Annotated in this window: 20 protein-coding genes; 6 read left to right on the top strand and 14 right to left on the bottom strand. The window is 70.3% G+C overall.

The genetic code is table 11. The annotated features are described in order from the left end of the window. Positions 1–11 precede the first annotated feature (11 nt). Positions 12–560 (top strand): crossover junction endodeoxyribonuclease RuvC, encoded by a 549-nt coding sequence (gene ruvC / locus MCHT01_RS01865; protein ID WP_067061915.1) that lies wholly within the window; start codon positions 12–14, stop codon positions 558–560. A gap of 73 nt (positions 561–633) precedes the next feature. On the opposite strand, the gene MCHT01_RS01860 is transcribed toward ruvC, so the two are convergent. After that, positions 634–1,146, bottom strand: a complete 513-nt coding sequence (locus MCHT01_RS01860) for a cupin domain-containing protein (RefSeq protein WP_067061592.1) — start codon at positions 1,144–1,146, stop codon at positions 634–636. 216 nt (positions 1,147–1,362) lie between these two features. Here MCHT01_RS01860 and MCHT01_RS01855 point away from each other — a divergent pair, with 216 nt between their 5' ends. From MCHT01_RS01855 to MCHT01_RS01835, 5 genes are all read left to right on the top strand, one after another. Continuing rightward, positions 1,363–1,740, top strand: a complete 378-nt coding sequence (locus tag MCHT01_RS01855; protein ID WP_067061589.1) for a COG4315 family predicted lipoprotein — start codon at positions 1,363–1,365, stop codon at positions 1,738–1,740. Positions 1,741–1,865: 125 nt separating this feature from the next. Next, positions 1,866–2,399 carry an RNA polymerase sigma factor gene (locus MCHT01_RS01850; RefSeq protein WP_067061586.1) on the top strand — a complete coding sequence of 178 codons (534 nt, stop codon included), beginning with the start codon at positions 1,866–1,868 and terminating at the stop codon, positions 2,397–2,399. A gap of 10 nt (positions 2,400–2,409) precedes the next feature. Then, the gene (locus tag MCHT01_RS01845; RefSeq protein WP_067061584.1) at positions 2,410–3,375 is read left to right on the top strand and encodes an anti-sigma factor family protein; all 966 of its coding nucleotides are present in this window, start codon (positions 2,410–2,412) and stop codon (positions 3,373–3,375) included. A 213-nt stretch (positions 3,376–3,588) separates the two neighbouring features. Then, positions 3,589–5,340, top strand: coding sequence for an ABC transporter ATP-binding protein (locus MCHT01_RS01840; protein ID WP_067061581.1), 1,752 nt, complete (start codon positions 3,589–3,591; stop codon positions 5,338–5,340). Then, on the top strand, positions 5,327–7,168 hold the full coding sequence (locus MCHT01_RS01835; protein WP_369688590.1) for an ABC transporter ATP-binding protein: 1,842 nt from the start codon (positions 5,327–5,329) through the stop codon (positions 7,166–7,168). The genes MCHT01_RS01840 and MCHT01_RS01835 overlap by 14 nt, the downstream gene beginning before the upstream one ends. 100 nt (positions 7,169–7,268) lie before the next feature. Here the strand turns inward: MCHT01_RS01835 and MCHT01_RS01830 are convergent, their stop codons facing one another. The 13 genes from MCHT01_RS01830 to MCHT01_RS01770 form a co-directional block, all read right to left on the bottom strand. Then, positions 7,269–7,454, bottom strand: a complete 186-nt coding sequence (locus tag MCHT01_RS01830; protein WP_067061578.1) for a hypothetical protein — start codon at positions 7,452–7,454, stop codon at positions 7,269–7,271. A gap of 25 nt (positions 7,455–7,479) precedes the next feature. Then, the gene (gene lpxC, locus MCHT01_RS01825; RefSeq protein WP_067061575.1) at positions 7,480–8,415 is read right to left on the bottom strand and encodes a UDP-3-O-acyl-N-acetylglucosamine deacetylase; all 936 of its coding nucleotides are present in this window, start codon (positions 8,413–8,415) and stop codon (positions 7,480–7,482) included. 24 nt (positions 8,416–8,439) lie between these two features. After that, entirely contained in the window at positions 8,440–10,506 is a 2,067-nt protein-coding gene (locus MCHT01_RS01820) for a sensor histidine kinase (protein ID WP_067061572.1), read from the bottom strand. A gap of 150 nt (positions 10,507–10,656) precedes the next feature. Beyond that, positions 10,657–11,892 (bottom strand): cell division protein FtsZ, encoded by a 1,236-nt coding sequence (gene ftsZ / locus MCHT01_RS01815; RefSeq protein WP_067061569.1) that lies wholly within the window; start codon positions 11,890–11,892, stop codon positions 10,657–10,659. Between the two features lie 123 nt (positions 11,893–12,015). Beyond that, on the bottom strand, positions 12,016–13,245 hold the full coding sequence (gene ftsA / locus MCHT01_RS01810; protein WP_067061567.1) for a cell division protein FtsA: 1,230 nt from the start codon (positions 13,243–13,245) through the stop codon (positions 12,016–12,018). An 8-nt stretch (positions 13,246–13,253) separates the two neighbouring features. After that, complete coding sequence (locus tag MCHT01_RS01805; RefSeq protein ID WP_067061564.1) at positions 13,254–14,093, bottom strand: cell division protein FtsQ/DivIB; 840 nt, start codon at positions 14,091–14,093, stop codon at positions 13,254–13,256. A 34-nt stretch (positions 14,094–14,127) separates the two neighbouring features. After that, complete coding sequence (locus tag MCHT01_RS01800; RefSeq protein ID WP_174549029.1) at positions 14,128–15,063, bottom strand: D-alanine--D-alanine ligase; 936 nt, start codon at positions 15,061–15,063, stop codon at positions 14,128–14,130. 92 nt (positions 15,064–15,155) lie between these two features. Next, positions 15,156–16,613 (bottom strand): UDP-N-acetylmuramate--L-alanine ligase, encoded by a 1,458-nt coding sequence (murC, locus tag MCHT01_RS01795; RefSeq protein WP_067061561.1) that lies wholly within the window; start codon positions 16,611–16,613, stop codon positions 15,156–15,158. Further along, on the bottom strand, positions 16,610–17,710 hold the full coding sequence (gene murG, locus MCHT01_RS01790; protein WP_067061559.1) for an undecaprenyldiphospho-muramoylpentapeptide beta-N-acetylglucosaminyltransferase: 1,101 nt from the start codon (positions 17,708–17,710) through the stop codon (positions 16,610–16,612). Before murG ends, murC begins: the two co-directional genes overlap by 4 nt. Then, positions 17,707–18,987 carry a putative lipid II flippase FtsW gene (gene ftsW / locus MCHT01_RS01785; RefSeq protein WP_067061555.1) on the bottom strand — a complete coding sequence of 427 codons (1,281 nt, stop codon included), beginning with the start codon at positions 18,985–18,987 and terminating at the stop codon, positions 17,707–17,709. Before ftsW ends, murG begins: the two co-directional genes overlap by 4 nt. After that, positions 18,984–21,023 carry a UDP-N-acetylmuramoyl-L-alanine--D-glutamate ligase gene (murD, locus tag MCHT01_RS01780; RefSeq protein WP_067061553.1) on the bottom strand — a complete coding sequence of 680 codons (2,040 nt, stop codon included), beginning with the start codon at positions 21,021–21,023 and terminating at the stop codon, positions 18,984–18,986. The genes ftsW and murD overlap by 4 nt, the downstream gene beginning before the upstream one ends. Before the next feature lie 16 nt (positions 21,024–21,039). Next, positions 21,040–22,218, bottom strand: a complete 1,179-nt coding sequence (mraY, locus tag MCHT01_RS01775) for a phospho-N-acetylmuramoyl-pentapeptide-transferase (protein ID WP_067061550.1) — start codon at positions 22,216–22,218, stop codon at positions 21,040–21,042. Beyond that, a complete protein-coding gene (locus MCHT01_RS01770) occupies positions 22,208–23,683 on the bottom strand; it encodes a UDP-N-acetylmuramoyl-tripeptide--D-alanyl-D-alanine ligase (protein WP_084451671.1) in 1,476 nt (491 codons plus the stop codon). Before MCHT01_RS01770 ends, mraY begins: the two co-directional genes overlap by 11 nt. Positions 23,684–23,693 lie beyond the last annotated feature (10 nt).

Below are 23,693 nucleotides of genomic sequence, written 5' to 3'. Positions count from 1 at the left end.
ACGACATGAGCATGCGCATCCTCGGCATCGACCCCGGCCTGCAGACCACCGGCTTCGGCGTCATCGACGCGGACGGGCCGCGGCTGGCCTACGTGGCCAGCGGCACGATCAAGACCAACGCGCTGCCGACGGGCGACCTGCCCGGCCGGCTCAAGATCCTCTACACCGGGATCCGCGAGGTGGTCGCGCGCTACCAGCCGACCTGCGCGGCGGTGGAGATCATCTTCGTGAACGTGAACCCGCAGTCCACGCTGCTGCTGGGGCAGGCGCGCGGCGCGGCGCTGACCGCGCTGGTGTCCTGCGACCTGCACGTGTCGGAGTACACCGCCGTCCAGATGAAGAAGGCCATCACCGGCCATGGCGGCGCCGCCAAGGCGCAGGTGCAGGCCATGGTGGCGCGGCTGCTCGGCCTGCCGGGCGAACCCGGCAAGGACGCGGCCGACGCGCTGGGCATCGCGATCATGGACGCCCACGCCCGCGTCTCCTTCGACGCGATGAGCCGTCAGACCACGCTGCAGCGCCGTCAGCACGCGCAGTTCAAGGGCTCGCGGACGTATTGAGCGCGGCGCCCTCGACGAGCGCCGGACCGCGCCGGCGGACGACGCCTCGGGCTCGGTGTTCAGCGCTCAGCGTTCAAGGCTCGTCCTGCCAGTAGTCCAGGTCGCCCTGCCCGATCTTGCGCATCGCGTCGAAGTCCGGCTCGCCCTCGCGCGTGCGGCGCGAGGAGGCGAGGAACTTGCCCGAGTCCGGGTACTCGCAGATCTCGGGGCTCTCCATGGTGCTGATGGACAAGTAGCGCAGTGGTGCGTCGGAATCGTTGATCAGCTGGTGCGGGTAGTCCGGCCCGGCGGGCAGGAACATCACGTCGCCCGCCTTGATGGGAAGCATCTCCCCCGCCACGCGCAGCGTGCCGCGCCCTTCGAGCACGATGAACATCTCCTCCTGCGCGTGATGCAGGTGGTAGGGGCAGGCGCGCTTGCCGGGCTCGATCACGTCATAGGACGCGCCGAGCTTGCGAGCCAGCGTGCCCGGCGCGAGCCGCACGCCGCGCGAGTCGTAGTGCGGCGGCCGGACGTAGGGCTGGAGCTCGGCCTCGTGAAAGTTGCGGATCAACTGGGCGGCGAGGGCCTGGGCGCGATCGGACATGGGGACTCCTGGCGGATGGCGGGGCGAACGACAGGCCATGACGGCCTGCCGCCGGGCGCGGCGGCTCGGCGGCGCGACGACCCGAAATGACGGACGGCGACCGGCAGGCTAGCCGTGAACGCCCGCCCATGCCCAAAGAATTTCGGCGGCGGGGGAATATCCTCGCTTTCTCCCGTGTTCCTGCAGTACCCATCCCTTCTTTCCAAGGAGACCTGCATGAATTCCAAGCTCAAGCTTGCCGCCGCCGTCGCGCTGGCGCTCGTGTCCGGACTGGCCGCGGCGCAGTCGGCGCCCGCCATGGTCAAGGACGGCGTCTTCGTCGGCGCCAACGAGATGACGCTCTACACCTTCGACAAGGACACGGCCGGCAGCGGCAAGAGCGTCTGCAACGGTCCCTGCGCCGCCAACTGGCCCGCGCTGATGGCCAAGGCCGACGACAAGCCCATGGGCGACTGGACCATCGTCACCCGCGACGACGGCGCCAAGCAGTGGGCCTACAAGGGCAAGCCGCTGTACTTCTGGGTGAAGGACACCAAGGCCGGCGATCGCAACGGCGACAATTTCAACCAAGTCTGGCACGCCGCGAAGCCGTGATCGAGGCTCCGCTTGGGGCGCCTCGCGTCGTTGCAAATCCTCGCCATAGCGATGCTATGGCTGCGGTTTGCGCCTAGCGATGCATCCCCAATCGAAGCCTCGCTCCCAGCCTCGCAGTCCTTTCTATGTCCCTCTCCCTCCAAGAAGCGATTCCGTTGCTGCCGCGACTGCGGCGGCATGCGCGGCTGCTGTGCGGAGACTCGGCCCGCGCCGACGACCTGCTGCAGGACACGCTGGAACGCGCCGCCCGCAAGGGCGCGCTGTTCCATGCGGAGGCCGGGCCGGAGCGCATCGACGCGCTGCGCGGCTGGCTGCTGACGCTGATGCACCGGCTGTATCTGAACCAGCGCCGCGATGCGCGCGAGGCGCTGCACGACTCGCTGGACGAGGACGAGTCGCTGCAGCCGCTCTCGCACGAGCCCCAGCAGCAGGTCGCCCTGCGGCTGGACATGGAACGCGCCCTGGCCGCGCTGCCGGCCGCCTCGCGCGAGATCCTGCTGCTGGTCTGCGTGGAGGAGCTCAGCTACCAGGACGCCGCGCGGGTGCTGGACGTGCCGATGGGCACGGTGATGTCGCGGCTGTCGCGCGCCCGCGAGCGGCTGCGCCAGCTGATGACCGACGGCGCCCCCGCGCGGGCGCCGCTGCGGGTGGTGAAATGAGCGCCAACCCATGACGAACGATCTCGACTTCGACGACGCCACCTTGCACGCCTACGTGGATGGACAACTCCCTGCGGAGCGTGCCGCCGCGGTGGCCGACTGGCTGCTCCAGCATCCGCGCGCCGCGCGCCAGGTACTGGACTGGCGCGAGCAGCGCGAGTCCCTGAGGAATCTGCACCGCGACTGGCTGGACGAGCCGGTCCCGCCGCGGCTCGCCGCCGCGCTGGAGCCCTCCGCCGCTAACGACGCGCGCTGGCCGCGGGCCTGGGTGGCCGGGCTGCTGCTGGCGGTCGGGCTGGGTGCCGGCGCGGCCGGCGGCTGGGGCGGTCACGCCTACTGGTACGGCAAGAAGGAGGCGGCCGAGCAGGCAGCCTCCAACGCCGCCGCGCGGGCCGCCGGCCGCGATCCCTCGATCCCCGAGTACGTTCGCGACGCCGCCATCGCGCACGTCGTCTATCAGCCGGAGAAGCGCCATCCCGTCGAGGTCGGCGCCGATCAGGCGGATCACCTGATCCAGTGGCTCAGCAAGCGGCTGGGCCAGCCGCTGCACGCGCCGGTGATGCGCGACTACGGCTGGAAGCTGGTCGGCGGCCGGCTGCTGCCCGCGGGGGACGATCCGGCCGCCCCGGTGAACGCCAGGCCCAGGACGACCGCTGGCGCCGGCCCGGCCGCCGAGGCCAACCCCGCGGCGGCGCTGGCCCGCGCGCAGTTCATGTACGAGAACGACGCCGGCGAGCGCTTCACGCTCTACGTCAGCACGGGCGCGGCCTCGCCCGAGGCGCCGGTCGCCTTCCGGCTGATGAGCCGCGTCGAGGGCGGGCAGACCACGCGCAGCCTGTTCTGGATCGACGGGAAGCTCGCCTATGCGCTCAGCGGCAACTTCGACGAGAAGCGGCTGAGGGTGCTCGCGGACCTGATCCATGTGCGCATCGGCATGCCGGATCCCAAACCCGCGAATCCCAGCCCGGCGTCCTGACCCGCCCTTCGGACCCGCTCGCCAGTCAAGTCCGGCTGACCCGGTGGTCCCGGCGGTTCCGGCTGGCCCGGTGGGCCCGATGAGTTCGACGAGTCCGACGAGGTCGGCAAGCGCGGCGGGTCCACCAGGAATGGCAGCAGAGGCGCATTGACCGCACGGTGCCATCGCCCTCAAGACCTGAACTGAAAAGCGCGAGCGGCACAATCCGGCGCCATGTCCTTGACTCGACTCATCGCCGGCCACATCCGCGGCCACTGGCGTCCCTATGTCGCGAGCGCGCTGATGCTCGCCACCATCGCCGTCCTCACCGTCTGGATCCCGCGCCAGGTCGGCCATGTGGTCGACCTGCTGGTGGCGCGCCGCATCGGCGGCTGGGACCTGATCGGGCAGTTGGGCCTGCTGGTGCTGGCCGGCCTGGCCATCTACCTGCTGCGCGTGGGCTGGCGTCTGGCCCTCTTCGCGACCGCCTACGAGCTCGGCCGCCACCTGCGCACGCGGCTCTACGCGCGCCTGACGCGCCAGGGGCCGGCCTTCTTCCACTCGCACGCCACCGGCGACCTGATGGCGCTGGCGACCAACGACGTCGACGCCATCGAGATGGCCGCCGGCGAGGCCCTGCTCGCCGCCTTCGACGGCACGCTGACGCTGATCCTGGTGCTGGGCATGATGACCCTGGGCATCGACTGGCGCCTGGGCCTGGCCGCGCTGATTCCCTTCCCCTTCATGGCCTACGCCTTCTGGCGCATCTCGAATCACGTGCACGTGGCCTGGGCCGATTCGCTCAAGCGCTTCTCGGCGCTGAACCAGCAGGTGCAGGACAGCCTGGCCGGCGTGCGCACCGTGCGCGCGCTCGGCCTGATCCGCCGCAGCCGCGAGCAGTTCGGCGAGCTGGCCCGCGAGGCCGGCGGCGCCGCCTACCAGGCGCAGCGCTGGGAGGCGATGTTCGAGCCCGCCGTGGGCCTGTCGCTGAGCGCGGCCACCGTCATCGCGCTGGGCACCGGCGCGTGGCTGGTCGGCACGAACCTCATCAGCATCGGCCAACTGACCGCCTTCACCATGTACCTGGGCCAGCTGATCTGGCCGATGTTCGCGGCCGGCTGGGTGCTGTCGCTGCTGGAACGCGGCCGCGCCGCGTGGTCGCGGCTGCAGCCGGTGCTGGACGCGCCGGACGGCCTGGTCGACGCCGGTACCCGCGAACTGCCCGCTCACGCGGACATCGCCTGGGACGCCGTGTCCTTCACCTACCCGAACATGACCCAGCCGGCGCTCGAGGACATCGCGCTGACGCTGGCGCCGGGCCGCACGCTGGGCATCGTCGGCGCGACGGGCTCGGGCAAGTCGACGCTGCTGCGCCTGCTGCTGCGTCAGTACGAGCCCAGCGCGGGCGCCGTGCGCCTGGGCGGCGTGCCGGCCGGCGAGATCCGCCTGGACGCGCTGCGCCAGGCGCTGGCCTGGGTGCCGCAGGAGCCCTTCCTCTTCTCGGCCTCCGTGGCCGACAACATCGCCCTCGCCCGCGCCGACGCGACCCGCGAGCAGGTGATGGAGATGGCCGAACTGGCCGCGGTCCACGACGACATCGCGCGCCTGCCGCAGGGCTACGACACGCTGGTCGGCGAGCGCGGCGTGACGCTGTCCGGCGGCCAGCGCCAGCGCGTGGCGATCGCGCGGGCGCTGCTCGCGGGCGCGCCCATCCTGCTGCTGGACGACGCGCTCTCCGCCGTCGACAGCGGCACCGAGACGCAGATCCTGGACCACTGGCGCGAGCTGCGCCAACGCCATCCCGAGCGCAGCCTCGCGGTGGTCAGCCATCGCCTGTCCGCGGTGATGGAGGCCGACGAGATCGTCGTGCTCAAGCAGGGCCGCATCGTCGAGCGCGGCCGCCACGAGGACCTCATCGCGCGCGGCGGCTGGTACGCGGGCCAATGGCGCTATCAACAACTGGAGGCCAGCCTTGACGCAGCCTGAGCTGAACGCGGCGGAGACCGCGTCCGAGAACGCGACCGCCCACGCCACGGGCCAGGCACCTGGCAACGGGACGGCCAACGCCGCGAAGCCGGAGCACTCGCCGCGCGAGGCGCTCGCGCTGCTGGCGCAGGCCGCCGCGCCCGAGCGGCGCGGCCTCCTCAAGGGCCTGGGCTGGCTGGTGATCGCCGCCGCCCTCGAGGCCATCGGCCCCATCCTGGGCAAGCAGTTCATCGACGCGCACGTGCTGCCGCGCGACTTCGACATCGGCTCGATGGGCCTGCTGCTGGGCGCGATGCTGCTGGCCGGCTGGACCGCCAGCCTGCTGCGCTACGCGCAACTGCGTCGCATGGCCTCGGTCGCGCAGCGCTCGGTGCTGCGACTGCGCGAGCAGGTCTACGCCCATGTGCTCGCCCAGCCCATGGCCTTCTTCGACCGCAGCATCACCGGCCAGTTGCTGAGCCGCATCACCAACGACACGGACGCGGTCAACAACCTGTATCGCCAGGTGCTGTTCGTGATGCTGGACTCGACCATCGTCGTCGCCGGCGCGCTGGTGGCGATGGCCTGGCTGGACTGGCGGCTGATGCTGATCGTGCTGGCCCTGGTGCCGGCCAGCTCCACCATCATCTGGCTGTACCAGCGCGCCAGCAGCGGCCCGGTGCAACGGGCGCGGGCGCTGCGGGCGGACCTGAACGCGCAGATGGCCGAGAGCATGGCCGGCATGGCGATGCTGCAATCGGCGGGCGCCACCGGCCGCTTCGCCGCGCGCTACGAGCAGGCCAACCAGGCCCAGCTGCAGGCCCGCGTGCAGGAGCTGCGCGCCAACGCCTGGCTGCTGCGCCCGGCGCTGGACCTGCTGAACGTGCTGCTGATCGTGACGGTGATCTACGGCTTCGGCCTGCGCGAGCTGTCAGGTGTCGAGGTCGGTCTGCTGTACGCCTTCCTCGCCTACATCGCGCGCGTGGTGGAACCGCTGATCCAGATCACCATGCAGTTCAGCCAGCTGCAGCAGGCGCTGGTGGCGGCCTCGCGCGTACGCGCCTTGCTGCGCGAACCGACCGAGCCGCGCTCGTATCGGCCGGAGCGCCAGGTCGGCGCCGGCGCCATCCACTTCCAGCACCTGCAGTTCGCCTACAAGCCCGGGCACCCGGTGCTGCGGGACCTGGACCTCGACATCCCGGCCGGCAGCTTCGTCGGCATCGCGGGACACACGGGCTCGGGCAAGTCGACGCTGCTGGCGCTGCTGCTGCGCTTCTACCGGCCGCAGCAAGGCCGCATCCTGATCGACGGCCAGCCGCTGGACGAGCTGCCCGAGCAGACCTTCCACGACGCGCTGGGCCTGGTGCCGCAGGAGCCCTACCTGATCGCCGGCACGGTGCGCGAGAACATCCGCATGGGTCGCGCCATCTCCGACGAGACGATCGAGGCCTCGGCGCGCGCGGCGCGGGCGCATGACTTCCTGTCCGCGCTGCCGCAGGGCTACGAGAGCCGGCTGGGCGACGGCGGGTTGTCGGTGTCGACCGGCCAGAAGCAGCTGATCGCGCTGGCCCGCGCGCTCGCGGGAGATCCCCGCATCCTGCTGCTGGACGAGGCGACGGCCAACATCGACAGCGCGACCGAGGCGCAGGTCGGCGAGGCCCTGCGCGCGTTGCGCGGCCGGGTCACGGTGCTGGCGATCGCGCACCGGCTGTCGACGATCCGCGAGGCCGACCAGATCGTGGTGCTCAACCACGGCAAGCTCGCCGAGCGCGGCACGCACGAGGCGCTCATGGGCATCGACGGCGGGCTCTACCAGCGGCTGGTGCAATTGCAGGCCCTGGAGGAATGAGCACGGGCCGGCACCGCATCGCGCGGTCCGCGCAGCGCTGAAAGCACGAAGGCCGCTCGATGAGCGGCCTTCTTCATGGTGCGTGCGAGCGCGTGGGGCGTCAGACCAGCAGCACCAGCCGCTCCAGGAACAGCACGGCGAAGAAGCCGATGCCGGCGATCACGGTCCATTTGATGAGCAGGATGCCGCGGCGGCGCCAGATCGGCTGCCTGGTCGCGATGTAGAGCGCGAAGCAGATCAGGCCCGAAACGATCAGCAGCGCGGAGACGAGGCGGAAGATCAGCACGTGCGGGGATTCCTTGGCCGTCCGATCACCACGCCGGCGCCAGCTCGGCGAATCCGGGGGGCGCCTCGCGCTCGTCCTCGAAGGTGACGATCTCGTAGGCCTCGGCGTCCGCCAGCAGCTCGCGCAGCAGCAGGTTGTTCAGCGCGTGGCCGCCCTTGAACGAGGTGTAGGCCGCCATCAGCGGATGACCCACCACCTGCATGTCGCCGATCGCGTCCAGGATCTTGTGCTTCACGAACTCGTCGTCGTAGCGCAGCCCTTCCGCGTTCAGCACGCGGTAGTCGTCGACCACGATCGCGTTGTCCATCGACCCGCCCAGCGTCAGCCCGCGCGAGCGCATCAGCTCGATGTCCTTGGTCATGCCGAAGGTCCGGGCGCGGGCGATCTCGCGCTTGTACTGGCCGCTGCCCATGTCGAACACGTACTGCTGGCCGGTCGCCGACACCGCCGGGTTGTCGAACTCGATCTGGAAGCTCAGCGTGTAGCCGTGGTGCGGCGTCAGCTTGGCCCACATCAGGCTCTTGCCATCGCCCTTGCGCACCTCCACCGGCTTCTTCACCCGCAGGAACTGCTTGGGCGCGTTCTGCAGCTCGATGCCCGCCGACTGCAGCAGGAAGACGTAGCTCGCCGCGGAGCCGTCCAGCACGGGGACCTCGTCCGCGTTGATGTCGATCAGCAGGTTGTCCAGCCCCAGGCCGGCGCAGGCCGACAGCAGATGCTCGATGGTCTGCACCTTGGGCTGGCCGGGATCGCCCTCGGGGCTGATCGTCGTGGCCATGCGGGTGTCGCAGACGTTGTTGGTGCGCACCGGAATGTCCACCGGCTGCGCCAGGTCCACCCGGCGGAACACGATGCCGGTCCCAGGGGCCGCGGGACGGAGCGTGATCTCCACCTTCTGGCCGCTGTGGATGCCGACGCCGACCGCGCGGGTCAGCGACTTGATGGTGCGTTGCTTGAGCATGGGGCGCATTGTCCCAAATGTGACTCAACCCTGCTGGACCAAAGCCTCTCGATCCTCGCGCGCGACGGGCAATCGCAAGGTCACGACCGTGCCGTGACCGGGGCTGCTTTCCACGCGCAGCAGGCCACCCAGGACCTTCGCGCGACGCTGCAGGCCGCGCAGCCCGCGGCCTTGCGAGATCGACCCGATGTCGAAGCCTTCGCCGTCGTCCTCGACGCGGATCTCCACGCGCCGACCCAGGTCCCGCGTGACCACCCGAACCCGCGTCGCCCGCGCATGCTTGAGCGCGTTGGTCAGCGCCTCCTGCATCAGGCGCAGCACGTGCAGCGCGTCGGGCGGCTCCAGCCATTCCAGCGGCGGCAGGTCGTGCACGTCCCACTCGAGCTTGAGCCCGCCCAGCTGCAGCCGCTTGCCCAGCCGATAGCGCATCGTCGCCAGCAGCGACACGAGGTCATGCCCCACAGGCTCCAGCGAATCGATCACCAGCCGCAGGTCATCGACGCATTCGCGCAGCACGCCCACCACCTGCTCCTGCGGCATCGAGCCCTGCTCCACCGCCACCATCGCCGACAGCAACGACGAACCCAGCCCGTCGTGCATGTCCTGCATGATGCGCTGCCGCTCCAGCAGCAGCGCCTGCTGGCGCTCGACCTCGCGCAGCTTGTCGTGCTGCGCGCGCAGCTCGACGCTCTGCTCGTCCAGGCGCTGGGCCAGGTCCTCGTTGGCGCGCTCGACGCCGCGCAGCGCCTCGATGTAGCGGTGCTGCACCGCGTAGAGGAAGCTGGCCAGGATCACCAGCGTGGCGAAGGGCATCAGGTAGACGTGCTCCGGCCACCACCAGCCCGCGAGCAGGCCCAGGTCGTGCACGCCCAGCGCGACGCCGACCACCAGCGCCAGCGCCATCACGCGCAGCTCGCGCGTGCCCTGGCGCCAGGCGACGCTCGCGACGAAGGCCGTCCCCGCCAGGCCCACCACCGCGTTGCAGATGTGCAGCAGCACCAGCGCGTCGAAGCCGCGTCCCCACAGCGGCATCGAGGCCAGGCTGGAGACCAGCACGAACAGCGCCATGCCGCGCTCGAAGCGCGCGAAGCGCTGCCGCGCGAAGCGCAGCGCGAAGAGGAAGGTGAGCAGCATCACCCACGACATCGAGGCGTGCGTGACCCACCAGAACCACTCGAGCGCATCGCGCGTGCGCGGCAGGTCCAGGTGGTAGTGCAGGTTGCGGACCAGCCACGCGACCGTGGCCAGCGAGAACAGCAGATAGGCGGGATCCTCGCGCCGCTTCATCCACAACACGAGCGCGAACAGCCCCAGCGTGACCAGTGTCAGGCCGGTCGCCTGCGGCACGCCGATCTGCAGCACCCAGCGGCGGTCGTGGCGCGCCTCCAGGTCCTCGCGCGCGCCCAGCCAGACGCTGGACACGGAGTAGTAGCCGCCCTGCATCACGGGGACCGCGATGACGACCTCGATCTCGCGGGCCTGCTGGATCTCGGTCAGCGCCGAGGGCAGCACCACCCACAGCGGTCGCACCCATTGCTCGCGCGCGCCGGACTGGTTGTCGAAGACCGGACGCCAGCCATCGTCGGTGCGCACCAGCACCGCCGCCGCGAGCGCCACCAGCCGCGGCATGTAGAGCGCGACGCTGGTGGGCCATCGCCCGTGCGGCGCGGCGTAGCGGACCCGATACCAGCGCATCTGGTAGCGCGCGTCGGTGCTGCCGCTGGGCGCGGCCTCGCGCTGCTTGACTTCGGGGAGTTCCACCCGCTGCCAGGCGGCGGCATCGGTCGGCGGCAGCAGCGACTGCGGCAACGCGCCGTCGCGCCCGTCGATGACGCGCAGCGCGCGCCACCAGGCCTTCAGCTGATCCTGGGTCCAGTCGGAGGTGGCGACCTCGGCCTCGATCGCGCGCTGCGCACCACCGGCGGGCCCGGCATCGGGCAAGGGCCGCGCGGGGCCGAGCGGCGCGGCGCGCGCGACCTGGGTCGCGCCGGCGGGGCCGGTGGCTGCCTGCGCGCGCGCAAGGTCGGGCATCAGCGCGATCAGCGCCGAGGCCATCAGCAACGGGAAGACCCGGAGGAACCAGGGGACCATGCGCGCTCGGTATCGTTCTTGTAATCGGGCGCCAGTGTGCCGAAGTTCACCGAACCGCACGAGCGTTCATTTGCAACACGACTTCCGGGACGCAAAAAAGGCCACGCCCCTGCTGGGGCGTGGCCTCAAATGCTGATGGCAGAAGTCGGATCAGTCCGCCTGCTTGCGCAGGAAGGCCGGGATCTCGATCTCGTCCATGCCGTTCGACGACAGCGCCTCGACCTTGGCGGCGGCCGTGCGGCCATGACGCCACACGCTGGGCACGCTCATGCCACCGAAGTCCTGCGCGGTCATCGGCGCGGCGGCCGTCGTGGTCTGCGCGGCGGCGGAGCCGGGCATCACCACCGGCTGCGTCAGCACCGGCATGTTGTCCGTGCCGGTGCGCAGCGTCGTCTGCTGCACCACCAGCTGCGGCTGCTGGCGGGCCGCGGCGCGCTGGCTCAGGCCGGTCGCGATCACGGTGACGCGCAACTGGTCGCCCAGCGACTCGTCGTAGGCCGTGCCGTAGATGATGTGCGCGTCTTCAGCGGCGTAGCGCTTGATCGCGGTCATCGCGTTGCGGCTCTCGGCCAGCTTGAAGTTGTTGCGGCTCGCGGCGATCAGCACCAGCACGCCACGCGCGCCCGACAGGTCGATGCCTTCCAGCAGCGGGCAGGCCACGGCGCCTTCGGCGGCCTTTGTCGCGCGGTCCGGACCCGAGGCCACGGCCGTGCCCATCATCGCCTTGCCCGGCTCGCTCATCACGGTCTTCACGTCCTCGAAGTCGACGTTGACCAGACCCGGCATGTGGATGATGTCGGAGATGCCGCCGACCGCGTTCTTCAGCACGTCGTTGGCGTGCGCGAAGGCCTGGTCCTGGGTGACGTCGTCGCCCAGCACTTCCAGCAGCTTGTCGTTCAGCACGACGATCAGCGAGTCGACGTTGGCCTCGAGCTCCTGCAGGCCCAGGTCCGCGGCCTTGCCCCGGCGGTTGCCCTCGAACTCGAACGGCTTCGTCACGACGCCGACGGTCAGGATGCCCATTTCCTTGGCCACGCGAGCGATCACGGGCGCCGCGCCGGTGCCGGTGCCGCCGCCCATGCCGGCGGTGATGAACAGCATGTGCGCGCCGGTGATGGATTCACGGATGCGTTGCTCGGCTTCCTCGGCGGCCACACGGCCGACTTCGGGTTTCGCGCCGGCGCCCAGGCCGGTATGGCCCAGTTGCAGGAGTTGGTCGGCCTTGGAGCGATTCAAGGCCTGGGCGTCGGTGTTGGCCACCACGAATTCCACGCCCTGCACACCCTGGGCAATCATGTGCTCGACCGCGTTTCCGCCGCCGCCGCCCACGCCGATCACCTTGATCTGGGTGCCTTGATCAAACTCTTCGATCATCTCGATCGCCATATCAAACCTCCTGTCCATATTGTGCAGCTGCCATCAACAAAATAGAAGTGGGATGCCGCCCCTTTTAGGGGGCAAAACCCTCAGAGAACGTAAAAAAACGTGGGCCGGTGAAGTTCCAGCCTCTTAGAAGTTACCCAGGAACCAGTCCTTGGCGCGCCCGAACAGGGTCTTCACGGAACCTGCCTGCTGCGAGGCCTTGAAACCCCGCGTGCGCGCCAATCGCGCTTCCTCCAACAAACCCATGACGGTCGCCGACCGGGGATTGGCGACCATGTCGAACAAGGCGCCGCCGTAAGTCGGATTCCCCCGACGGACCGGCTTCAGGAAAATGTCCTCGGCGAGTTCGACCATGCCCGGCATGACCGACGATCCGCCCGACAGGACAATCCCCGACGAGAGCAGTTCCTCGTAACCCGATTCCCGGATGACCTGATGCACGAGCGAGAAAATCTCCTCGACGCGCGGCTCGATCACGCCGGCGAGCGCCTGTTTGGACAACATGCGCGGCGCGCGGTCGCCCAAACCCGGGACTTCCACCTGATCGGCCGGGTCCGCCAGCAATTGCTTCGCCACCCCGTGCTCGACCTTGATTTCCTCCGCATCCTTGGTCGGGGTGCGCAGCGCCATCGCGATATCGCTGGTGATCAGGTCGCCGGCGATGGGAATCACCGCGGTATGACGGATCGATCCACCGGTGAAGATGGCCACGTCCGTCGTGCCGGCACCGATGTCGACCAGCGCCACGCCCAGGTCGCGCTCGTCCGAAGTGAGTGCCGCCGCACTCGAGGCACTCGGATTCAGAACGAGCTGCTCGACCTCCAGGCCGCAGCGGCGCACGCACTTGACGATGTTTTCCGCCGCGCTCTGGGCGCCGGTCACGATGTGGACCTTGACCTCCAGCCGGCCGCCGCTCATGCCGATCGGCTCCTTGACCTCGTGGCCGTCGATCACGAATTCCTGCGGCTCGACCAGCAACAGGCGCTGGTCGTTGGGAATATTGATGGCCTTGGCGGTTTCCACCACCCGGGCCACGTCGACCGGCGTCACTTCCTTGTCCCGCACGATGACCATGCCGGTGGAGTTCTGGCCGCGGATATGGCTGCCGGTAATCCCGGTGTAAACCCTGGAAATGCGGCAGTCGGCCATCATTTCCGCTTCCTTGAGCGCCTGCTGGATGGACTGGACGGTCGCGTCGATATTCACCACCACGCCCCGCTTGAGTCCATGGCTGGGCGCCACGCCCAGGCCGGCGATGCGCAATTGGCCGTCGCCCATGACTTCAGCCACCACCGCCATGATCTTGGCGGTGCCGATGTCCAACCCGACGACCAAATCCTTGTATTCCTTGGCCATGCCTGTCCTCAATTCTTCTTGGTGGCGCCCTTGGGCGCGTTTGAAACCGTCGTCACGCCCGCCAAGCGGACCGCGTAGCCGTTCTCGTGCCGGAGGTCGGCGGAAACCAGCGAGGTCTGATAGCGCGTGGTGATCTGGGTGATGTTGGCGATGAACTGGCCATATCGAGCCACGACCTCCGCCTCGCTGCCGCGACCCAGTTCCACCACCGCGCCCTTTTCCAACGTCGCCTTCCACGAACCGCGTCCCGACAAATCCAGCCGGGACACCCCCTCGTCGAGTTTCCGGTGGGTCATCGGATCCAGTTGCCGCCACATGGCCAGCATGGCCGCCGAGGATTTGTCCGGACCGGCCAGCGTCGGCAGATCCTCATCCTCGACATCCCCCAGATTGGCCTCGAAGACCTCCCCGAAGGTATTCACCAGCCGGCTGTCGACGACCGCGTCACTGTCCGCGTCCGCGTTCTCGGCCTTGGTTTCCCAGTAGGCGGCGGGCTGGTGTTCCTCCAGGGTGACGACCAGCTGCAGCGGCCAGACCCGGCGCACCGTCGCGTGGCGCACCCAGGGCACCGCCTCGAACGCCGCCTTGGCCTTCTGCAGATTCATCGTCACGAAGCTGCCGGACAGCCGCGGCAGCGCGTTGGCGCGCAGCGAGGCGCTGCTGTTGCGGCTGACGTCGCCCTCCACCGTGATCGCGCGGATCGCCAACGCCGGCTGGCGCGCCAGCCACAGCGCCCCGGCCGCCAGCGCCGCCAGCGCCACGCCGGCGAGCAGCAGCCCCGCCACGCCGTTCATCACTCGGATGTCCGGCGGCAGCGGTGCGGCGGTGTGGGTGAAGGTGGCGCCCATGGCGATGGCTCGGGGGTGTCGCGTCGTGGTCCGGTCAGGCCTGGCTGTCCAGCCGCGCCTGCGACAGCAGGTACAGGCACAGCTTCGGGTAGGCGATGCCCACGGCGGCGGCCGCCTTGGGCACCAGCGAGTGCGAGGTCATGCCCGGCGAGGTGTTGATCTCCAGCAGGAACAGCGCGCCGTCCGACTTGCGCCGCATCACGTCGACGCGGCCCCAGCCGCGCGCGCCCAGCGAGCGGTAGGCGTCCAGCACCAACGCCTGCACGCGCGCCTGCTCCTGGGCCGGCAGCTGGCCGACCAGGTATTGCGTGGTGTCGGTGAAGTACTTGTTCTGGTAGTCGTAGTTGCCGCCTTCGGCCCGGATCTCGATGACCGGCAGCGCGATGGCCGAGGCGCCCTCGCCCAGCACCGGGCAGGTCAGCTCGGCGCCGTCGATGAACTCCTCGCACAGCACTTCGGCGTCGTACTTCGCGGCGAGCGCGACGGCGTCCTGCATCTCCGAGTAGCCCATCACCTTGGTCGCGCCGATGGACGAGCCCTCGTGCGGCGGCTTGACGAAGATGGGCAGGCCCAGCTCGTCGGGGACGGTGCGGATGCGCTCGCGCGTCTGCTCGTCGCGCTTGAGCGCGACCCAGCGCGGCGTCGACAGCTGGTCGGCCAGCCAGACGCGCTTGGTCGTGATCTTGTCCATCGCGATGGCCGAGGCCATCACGCCGGAGCCGGTGTAGGGGATGCCCATCAGCTCGAGCGCGCCCTGCACCGTGCCGTCCTCGCCGTGGCGGCCGTGCAGCGCGATGAAGGCGCGCTGGAAGCCCTCCGTCTTGAGCTCGAGCAGGCTGCGCTCGGCCGGGTCGAAGGCATGGGCGTCCACGCCTTCCGCCTGCAGCGCGGCCAGCACGCCGGCGCCCGACATCAGCGAGACCTCGCGCTCGGCGGACTCGCCGCCGAAGAGCACGGCGACCTTGCCCATGGCCTTCGGGTCGATGCCGGCGATGCCCAGCTGCTCGAAGAGCGCGGACTCGGAGCCGGAAGAAGGAACGGAAGATTGGTTGAGGTCCGCAGTCATGCCCGGACTCCCTTCGCTTGCGTCATGAGTGCCACGGTGCGCGCGGGGACGGCGGCGATCGAGCCGGCCCCCATCACGATCACCACATCGCCGGCGCGCGCCTGGTGGGCGATCGCCTGCGGCAGTCCCTGCCAATCGCCGACGAAGCCGGCCGCGGTGCCGCGGGCGGCCACCGCTTGCGCCAGGCTTTCGCCGCTGATGCCGGGCAGCGGGGACTCGCTGGCGGCATAGATCTCGGTGAGCAGCACGCCGTCGGCCTGCGCCAGCACGTCGGCGAACTCGTCGAAGCAGTCGCGCGTGCGGGTGTAGCGATGCGGCTGGAAGGCCAGCAGCAGACGGCGGTTCGGGTACGCGCCGCGCGCGGCGTTCAGCACCGCCTGCATCTCGACGGGGTGATGGCCGTAGTCGTCGATCAGCAGCACCGTGCCCTCGCCCGCGGCGGCGTGGCCGGAAGCGTCGAGGGACGCGGCCACCGGCAGCTCGCCATACGACTGGAAACGCCGGCCCACGCCGCCGAAGTCGGCCAGCCCGCGCAGCAGCGGCTCGTCGGCGACGCCCAGCTCCATCGCCATCGCGATGACCGACAGCGCGTTCAGCACGTTGTGCCGGCCGTTCAGCCGCAGGCGGACCTGCAGCGGCGCGCGTGTCTGGCCTTGACGATCCCGGCGCAGCACGGTGAAGCGCATGCCGCCGCCGGCCTCGGCCGCGACGTCGATCGCGCGGACCGCGTTGCCGTCCTCGAGACCGTAGAGGATCACCGGCCGCGACAGCATCGGCACGATGCTGCGCACGCCGGCGTCGTCGCCGCACAGCACGGCCGCGCCCCAGAAGGGCATCAGGTGCAGGAAGTCGACGAAGGCCTGACGCAGACGGGCCATGTCGTGCCCGTAGGTGTCCATGTGGTCGGCGTCGATGTTGGTGACGATCGCCAGCTGCGGCAGCAGGTGCAGGAACGAGGCGTCCGACTCGTCGGCCTCGACCACCATGTGCAGCCCGCCGCCCAGCGCGGCGTTCGCGCCGCTGGCCAGCAGCTGGCCGCCGATCGCGTAGGTCGGGTCCAGGCCCGCGCTCATCAGCACGGTGGTCAGCAGCGAGGTCGTCGTCGTCTTGCCGTGCGTGCCGGCGACGGCGATGCCCATGCGCGGACGCATCAGCTCGGCCAGCATCTGCGCGCGCAGCAGCACCGGGATGCCCTGTTGATGCGCGGCCATCAGTTCGGGGTTGTCGGCCTTGATCGCGCTGGACTTGACCAGCAGCTGCGCGTCGCCGACGTGCTCGGCCGCGTGGCCGATCCTCACGTCCACGCCCAGCGCGCGCAGGCGGCGCGTGGTGTCGCTCTCGCCCTGGTCCGACCCGGACACGCGATAGCCCTGGCCCGCCAGCAGCTCGGCGATGCCGCTCATGCCGGCGCCGCCGATGCCGGTGAAGTGGATGCGTTGGACGGCGTGCCTCATGCGCGCGCTCCCTTCGCGTCCTTGCGGGCGACCAGCGCCTCGAGTTCGTCGGCCACGCGCGCCGCGGCGCGCGGACGCGCCAGCGAGCGCGCCTTGGAGGCCAGCGCCAGCCAGTCCTCGCGCGGCGCCTGCAGCAGCGCGTGCAGCTTCTCGGCGCTCAGCTCGCCCTGCGGCAGATGGATCGCGGCGCCGTGCTGGGCCATGTACTGCGCGTTGTCGCGCTGGTGCGAGGTGGTGCTCACCACCAGCGGCACCAGGATGCTGGCGACGCCCGCGGCGCAGAGCTCCGACACCGTCACCGCGCCGGCGCGGCAGATCACCACGTCGGCCTCGGCCAGGCGGGCGGCCATGTCGTTGATGAAGGGCACGACCTCGGCCTGCACGCCGGCCTTGGCGTAGGCGGCCTGGACCAGCGGGAAGTTGGCCTCGCCGGTCTGGTGCGTGACCATCGGGCGCTGATGCTCGTCCCACAGCGCCAGCGTCTGCGGGAGCACCTCGTTGATCGCGCGCGCGCCCAGCGAGCCGCCCACCACCAGCACCTTCAGCGGACCGGTGCGGCCGGCGAAGCGCAGCTCGGGCGCGAGCAGGTCCTCGATCTCGGCACGGACCGGATTGCCGGTGACCACGGCCTTGCGCTGCTGCGCGGCGGCCAGGCCGTCGAAGCCGAAGGCGATCTTGCCGGCCACCGGCGCCAGCGCCTTGTTGGACAGCAGCAGCGCCGCGTCGGCGTTGACCAGCATCAGCGGGCGGCGCATCACCCAGGCCATCAGGCCCCCGGGGAAGCAGACATAGCCGCCCATGCCCAGCACCGCGTCGGCCTTGCGGGCGCCGAAGACGTTGGCGCTCTGCGCCAGCGCCTTGAACAGACGCACGACGCCCAGCACCGAATGCTTCAGGCCCTTGCCGCGCAGACCGGCGAAGGACAGACGGTCCATCGGCAGGCCGGACGGGGGCACCAGCTTGTTCTCCATGCCGGCTTCGGTGCCGAGCCAGGACACGGTCCAGCCGCGGCGCTGCATCTCGGCGGCCACGGCCAAACCTGGGATCACGTGACCGCCGGTGCCGGCCGCCATCACGACGAGGTGACGCGTGCTCATGCTCGCCCCCCTCGCATCAGTTGTCGGTTCTCGATGTCGATACGCAAGCAGATCGCCAATGCCACGCAGTTGAGGACGGTCGCCGAGCCGCCGTAGCTCATCAGCGGCAGCGTCAGGCCCTTGGTCGGCAGCGCGCCCAGGTTCACGCCCATGTTGATGAAGGCCTGGCCGCCCATCCAGATGCCGATGCCCTGCGCGTACAGACCGGCGAAGACGCGGTCCAGCGCCACCGCCTGGCGGCCGATGTGGAACAGCCGGCGCGACAGCCAGAAGAAGGCGAAGATCACCACGGCCACGCCGATGAAGCCCAGTTCCTCGCCGATCACGGCGAGCAGGAAGTCGGTGTGGGCCTCGGGCAGGTAGTGCAGCTTCTCCAGGCTGGAGCCCAGGCCCTGGCCGAAGAACTCGCCGCGGCCGAAGGCGATCAGCGAGTGGGTCAGCTGGTAGGCCTTGCCCTGCGCGTACTTCTCGTCCCAGGGGTTCAGGTAGGCGAAGATCCGCTCGCGGCGGAAATCGCTGAAGGTGATCATCAGCACGAAGGCGCCGATCAGCACCGCCACGCTGAGGAAGAACATGCGGCCGTTGACGCCGCCCAGGAACAGGATGCCCATCGCGATCGCCGCGATGACCATGAAGGCGCCCATGTCCGGCTCGGCCAGCAGCAGCATGCCGGCGAAGGCCAGCGCGCAGGCCATCGGCCAGACGGCGCGGATGAAGTTCTCCTTCACCTCCATCTTGCGGACCATGTAGTTGGCCGCGTACATCGCGATGGCCAGTTTGGCCAGCTCGGAGGGCTGGAAGTTCATGACGCCCAGCGGCAGCCAGCGGCGCGCCCCGTTGACGCCCTTGCCCACATGGGGGATCAGCACCACCATCAGCAGCACCAGCGCGGCGACGAAGATCTTGGGCGCGTGCCGCTCCCAGAAGTTCACCGGGACCATCACCGTGATCCAGCCGGACAGCAGGCCGATGAGGATGAACAGCGCCTGGCGCGCGAAGAAGTGCATCGGCGCGTACTTGGCGAACTTGGGGTTGTCCGGCAGCGCGATGGACGCCGAATAGACCATCAGCAGGCCCAGCGCCAGCAAGGCCATCACCACCCAGATCAGCGTCAGGTCGAAGCCCAGGATGCGGGTGGGCTGGCCGGCCGAGGTCGACACCCAGTCGCGCACCGGCACGTCGACGCCGGGCGCGCCCTCGCCGCGACGCGCGAACGCGCCGCGGACACGCTCGCCCAGCGTGGCGAAGAACGAGGAGACGGGCGGCGCGGCGCTCATCCGATGAATCCTTCGTCCTCGGCCAGCTCGCGCACGGTGGCGATGAACACCTCGGCGCGATGGGCGTAGTTGCGGAACATGTCCAGGCTGGCGCAGGCGGGGCTCAGCAGCACGCTGTCACCGGCGTGGGCCTGCGCGAGCGCCCAGTGCGTGGCGGCTTCCAGCGAGTCATGGCGATGCATCAGCACGCCGCTGTCCCGCAGCGCGGCCTCGATCTGCGGGCCGTCGCGTCCGATCAGCGCGACCGCGCGGGCATGCAGCGCGATCGGCGTGGCCAGCGGGGAGAAATCCTGCCCCTTGCCGTCGCCGCCCAGGATCATGACCAGCTTGGCCGGCGCGCGGTCGGCGCCCAGGCCCATCACCGCCGCGACGGTCGCGCCGACGTTGGTGCCCTTGGAGTCGTCGTAGAAGTCCACGCCCTTGATGGCGGTGACGAACTCGACGCGATGCGGCTCGCCGCGGTACTCGCGCAGGCCGTGCAGCATGGGCGCCAGCGGGCAGCCGATGGCCGTGGCGAGCGCCAGCGCGGCCAGCGCGTTGGCGGCGTTGTGGCGGCCGCGCACGCGCAGCGCGTCGGCGGGCATCAGGCGCTGGATGATGAGCTCGTCCTCGTCGTCCTTGCGGCGCTTCAGGCCCTTGAGTTCCTCTTCCTGCTCGCGGGCGCGGACCAGCCAGGCCATGCCGTTCTCGACCAGCAGGCCGAAGTCGCCCGGCCGCTGCGGCGCGTCCAGGCCGAAGCGCACGGTGTCGCGCTCGACGACCTTGGCCGGGCGGCCGCGGCCTTGCTTGACGATGATGGGCGCGGGCACCAGCGCCTCGACCTCGGGGTCGTCGCGGTTGATCACCAGCACGCCGTGCTCGCCGAAGATGCGGCCCTTGGCGCGCGCGTAGGCGGGCATGTCGCCATGCCAGTCCAGATGATCCTGGGTGATGTTCAGCACCGCGCCGGCGCTGGGCTCGAAGCCCTGCACGCCGTCGAGCTGGAAGCTGGACAGCTCCAGCACCCAGACCTGGGGCAGCACCTCGAACTCGGCGGGCTTCGGCGGCGGTGGCTTGATCGGCAGCGGCTGCTCGTCGAGCAGCTCGGCCACCGTCTCGAGCGCGTTGCGCTCGTCGACGGGCGCGGCCTCGATCGCGGGGGTCTCGTCGACGGCCGCGGCGTCGACCGTCCCGGCTGCCGGGACGGCATCGGCCGCGTCGGCATCGACGGACTCGAGCAGCACCTCGGCATGCGGAATTCCGGTGGCGTCGGTCGCCTCGGCGGGCTCCGCGATCTCGGCCGGCAGCTCGACCCGCGCGCTCGCGTCGGTCGACGCATCCGCGGCGAGCGCATCGGGCGCCTGCGCCGCGTCGGACGGGATCACCGCCTCGATGGCCACGTCCACGACCGCGTCCGCGTCCACGCTCGTCTCCGGGGCCGCTGCGGCATCGACGGGCTCGGCGGCCACGACGTCGGACGCCTCGGCGCCCTCCTCGGCCTTGGGCTGCGGCATCGGCTCCTTGTCGAGCGCGTCGCTGAGCGTGCCCAGCAGCGTGGGGCCGATGTTGCCGGCCATCGCGACGCGGCGGCCGGCGCGCTCGACCAGCAGCGCGGTCATGCTGGTGGTCGTCGTCTTGCCGTTGGTGCCGGTGATCGCGAGCACGCCCGGCTCGTAGCGATACAGGGTCTTGAGCTCCGCCAGCGCCTGCGCGAACAGCTCCAGCTCGCCGCGCATCCGCAGGCCGATCTCCTCGGCGCGCGCCAGCAGCGGCTTCAGCCGCGCATCCAGCGGCGACAGGCCGGGACTCTTCAGCAGCACCCAGCTGTGGTCGATCGTGGCCAGCAGCTCGGGCGTGAACTCGCCGTGCACGAAGGCCGCGTCGGGCAGGCGCTCGCGCAGCGCGGCGAGTTGCGGCGGCTGCTCGCGGCTGTCCCACACCGTCACGCGCGCGCCCAGGCGAGCGGCCCAGGCGGCCATCGCGAGCCCGGAGTCGCCCAGCCCCAGCACGAAGGCGTGCCGGTCCTGGTAGAGCGCGGGGAAGTGCAGCGGCGTCATCGTCGTGGCGTCCCGATCAGCGCAGCTTCAGGCTCGCCAGGCCGACCAGGCACAGCAGCATGGTGATGATCCAGAACCGGATGACGACCTGCGTCTCCTTCCAGCCCGACTTCTCGAAGTGGTGGTGCAACGGCGCCATCTTGAAGATGCGCCGGCCCTCGCCGTACTTCTTCTTCGTGTACTTGAACCAGGTCACCTGCAGCATCACCGACAGCACCTCGGCGACGAAGACGCCGCCCATGATGCCGAGCACGATCTCCTGTCGCGTGATCACGGCCAGGGTGCCCAGGCCGCCGCCCAGCGCCAGCGCGCCGACGTCGCCCATGAAGACCTGCGCCGGATGCGCGTTGAACCACAGGAAGGCAAGACCCGCCCCCGCCAGCGCGGCGCAGAAGATCAGCAGCTCGCCCGCCCCCGGGATGTAGGGGAACAGCAGGTACTTGCTGTAGACCGACGACCCCGTCACGTAGGCGAAGACGCCCAGCGCCGAGCCCACCATCACCACCGGCATGATGGCCAGGCCGTCCAGGCCGTCGGTGAAGTTCACCGCGTTGCTGGTGCCGACGATGACCAGGTAGCTCAGGCCGATGAAGCCGAACACGCCCAGCGGGTAGCTGATCGACTTGAAGAAGGGGAGCATCAGGTCGGCGCGGGGCGGCAGCTCGGTCGAGAAGCCGCTCGTGACCCAGCGGAAGAACAGCTGGACCACGCCCAGGAAGCTGGTCTCCGACACGCTGAAGGCCAGATAGATCGCCGCGACCAGGCCGATGATGGACTGCCACATGAACTTCTCGCGGCTGCGCATCCCTTCCGGGTCCTTGTTGACCACTTTGCGGTAGTCGTCGACCCAGCCGATCAGGCCGAAGCCCATGGTCACCAGCATCACCACCCAGACGAAGCGGTTGGACCAGTCGAACCACAGCAGCGTCGACACGCCGATGCCGATCAGCACCAGCACGCCACCCATGGTCGGGGTGCCGCTCTTGGCCAGATGCTGCTGCACGCCGTACTCGCGGATGGGCTGGCCGATCTTGAGCTCGGTCAGGCGGCGGATGACCCAGGGCCCGAAGGCCAGGCCGATCAGCAGCGCCGTCAGCGCCGCCATCACCGCGCGGAAGGTGATGTACTGGAAGACGCGCAGAAACCCCAGTTCAGGGAAATAGGTCTGCAGCCACTGGGCCAGACTAAGCAGCATGGGGTTCTCCTGGGCCGCCGGACTGCAAGGCGGCCACGATCTGTTCCATCTTCATGAAGCGCGAGCCCTTCACGAGGATGTTCTGCACTTGCGGCGCCTCGCCCAGCGCCGCGATCAGCTCGGCGACGGTGTCGAACGAGCGCGCGCCCGGGCCGTAGGCCTCGGCCGTGTCGCGCGCGGCCTCGCCGGCGGTCCACAGCGCCGCGAGGCGCTGGTCGGCCGCATGCGCGCCGACCTCGCGATGGAATTCGGGGCCCTGCTCGCCGACCTCGCCCATGTCGCCCAGCACCAGCCAGGATTGACCGGGCAGCTCGGCCAGCACGTCGATGGCGGCGATCACGCTGTCGGGGTTGGCGTTGTAGCTGTCGTCGATCAGCGTGACGCGGCGGCCCTGCCACTGCACCGTCTGCAGCGCCGAGCGGCCCTTCACTGCCTTGAAGGCCTGAAGCCCCTCGCGGATCGCGGCCAGCGGCGCGCCGGCGGCCAGCGTGCAGGCGGCCGCGGCCAGCGCGTTGCGCACGTTGTGCTGACCCGCCATCGCCAGCGCCACCGGCACGGTGCCGGCGGGGGTCAGGATCTCGATGGCCCAATGGCCCGCATGCGGCGTCGCGCCCGCGGCGGCGGCCGCATCGGCACCGGCATTGGCCGCTGCATCCGCGTCGCTCGGCGCGACCCACTGCGCGCGGCCCATCACGTCGGCCTGCCCTTGCAGCGCGAAGGTCAGCGTCGCGCGGCCGGCGGCCTGCTCCTGCCAGACGGGCGCGCAGGGATCCTCGGCCGGGAAGACCGCGACACCCGCGGTGCCCAGCGCGCCGATCACGGCGCCGTTCTCGCGCGCCACCGCCTCGACGGTGTGCATGAACTCCTGATGCTCGCGCTGCGCGTTGTTGACCAGCGCCACCGAGGGCTGCGTCATCGCGGCCAGCGGCGCGATCTCGCCCGGGTGATTCATGCCGAGCTCGACCACCGCGGCGCGATGCCAGGCGGCTTCGTTCTGGCGCAGGCGCAGCAACGTCAGCGGCACGCCGATCTCGTTGTTGAAGTTGCCTTCGGTCGCCAGCATCGAGGCCTCGCCCAGCCAGGCGCGCAGGATGGCCGCGATCATCTGCGTGACCGTGGTCTTGCCGTTGCTGCCGGCGACGGCGATCACCGGGAGGTGCTGGCGTTCGCGCCAGGCTTGCGACAGCAGCCCCAGCGCGGCCTTCGCGTCGGGCACCAGGAGCCCAGGGAGGCCGGCCTCGGCCAGACCGCGCTCCGCGAGCGCGGCGACGGCGCCGGCGGCCTTCGCCTGCGCGAGGAAGTCGTTGGCGTCGAAGCGCTCGCCGCGCAGCGCAACGAAGAGATCGCCCGCGCGCAGCGAGCGGGTGTCGGTGTGCACGCGCAGCAGCGCGGTCGAGGCGTCGCCCACCAGCGTCGTGGCGGGCAGCAGCGGGCTCAGCAGCGCATGGGCCTCGCCCAGCGTCATCATCGGGATC

It is taken from the genome of Mitsuaria chitosanitabida ATCC BAA-476 = NBRC 102408 (assembly GCF_001598255.1).
GTDB classification, from domain to species: Bacteria; Pseudomonadota; Gammaproteobacteria; order Burkholderiales; family Burkholderiaceae_C; genus Roseateles; species Roseateles chitosanitabidus.
This window is presented reverse-complemented; position numbering and strand designations above follow the sequence as displayed.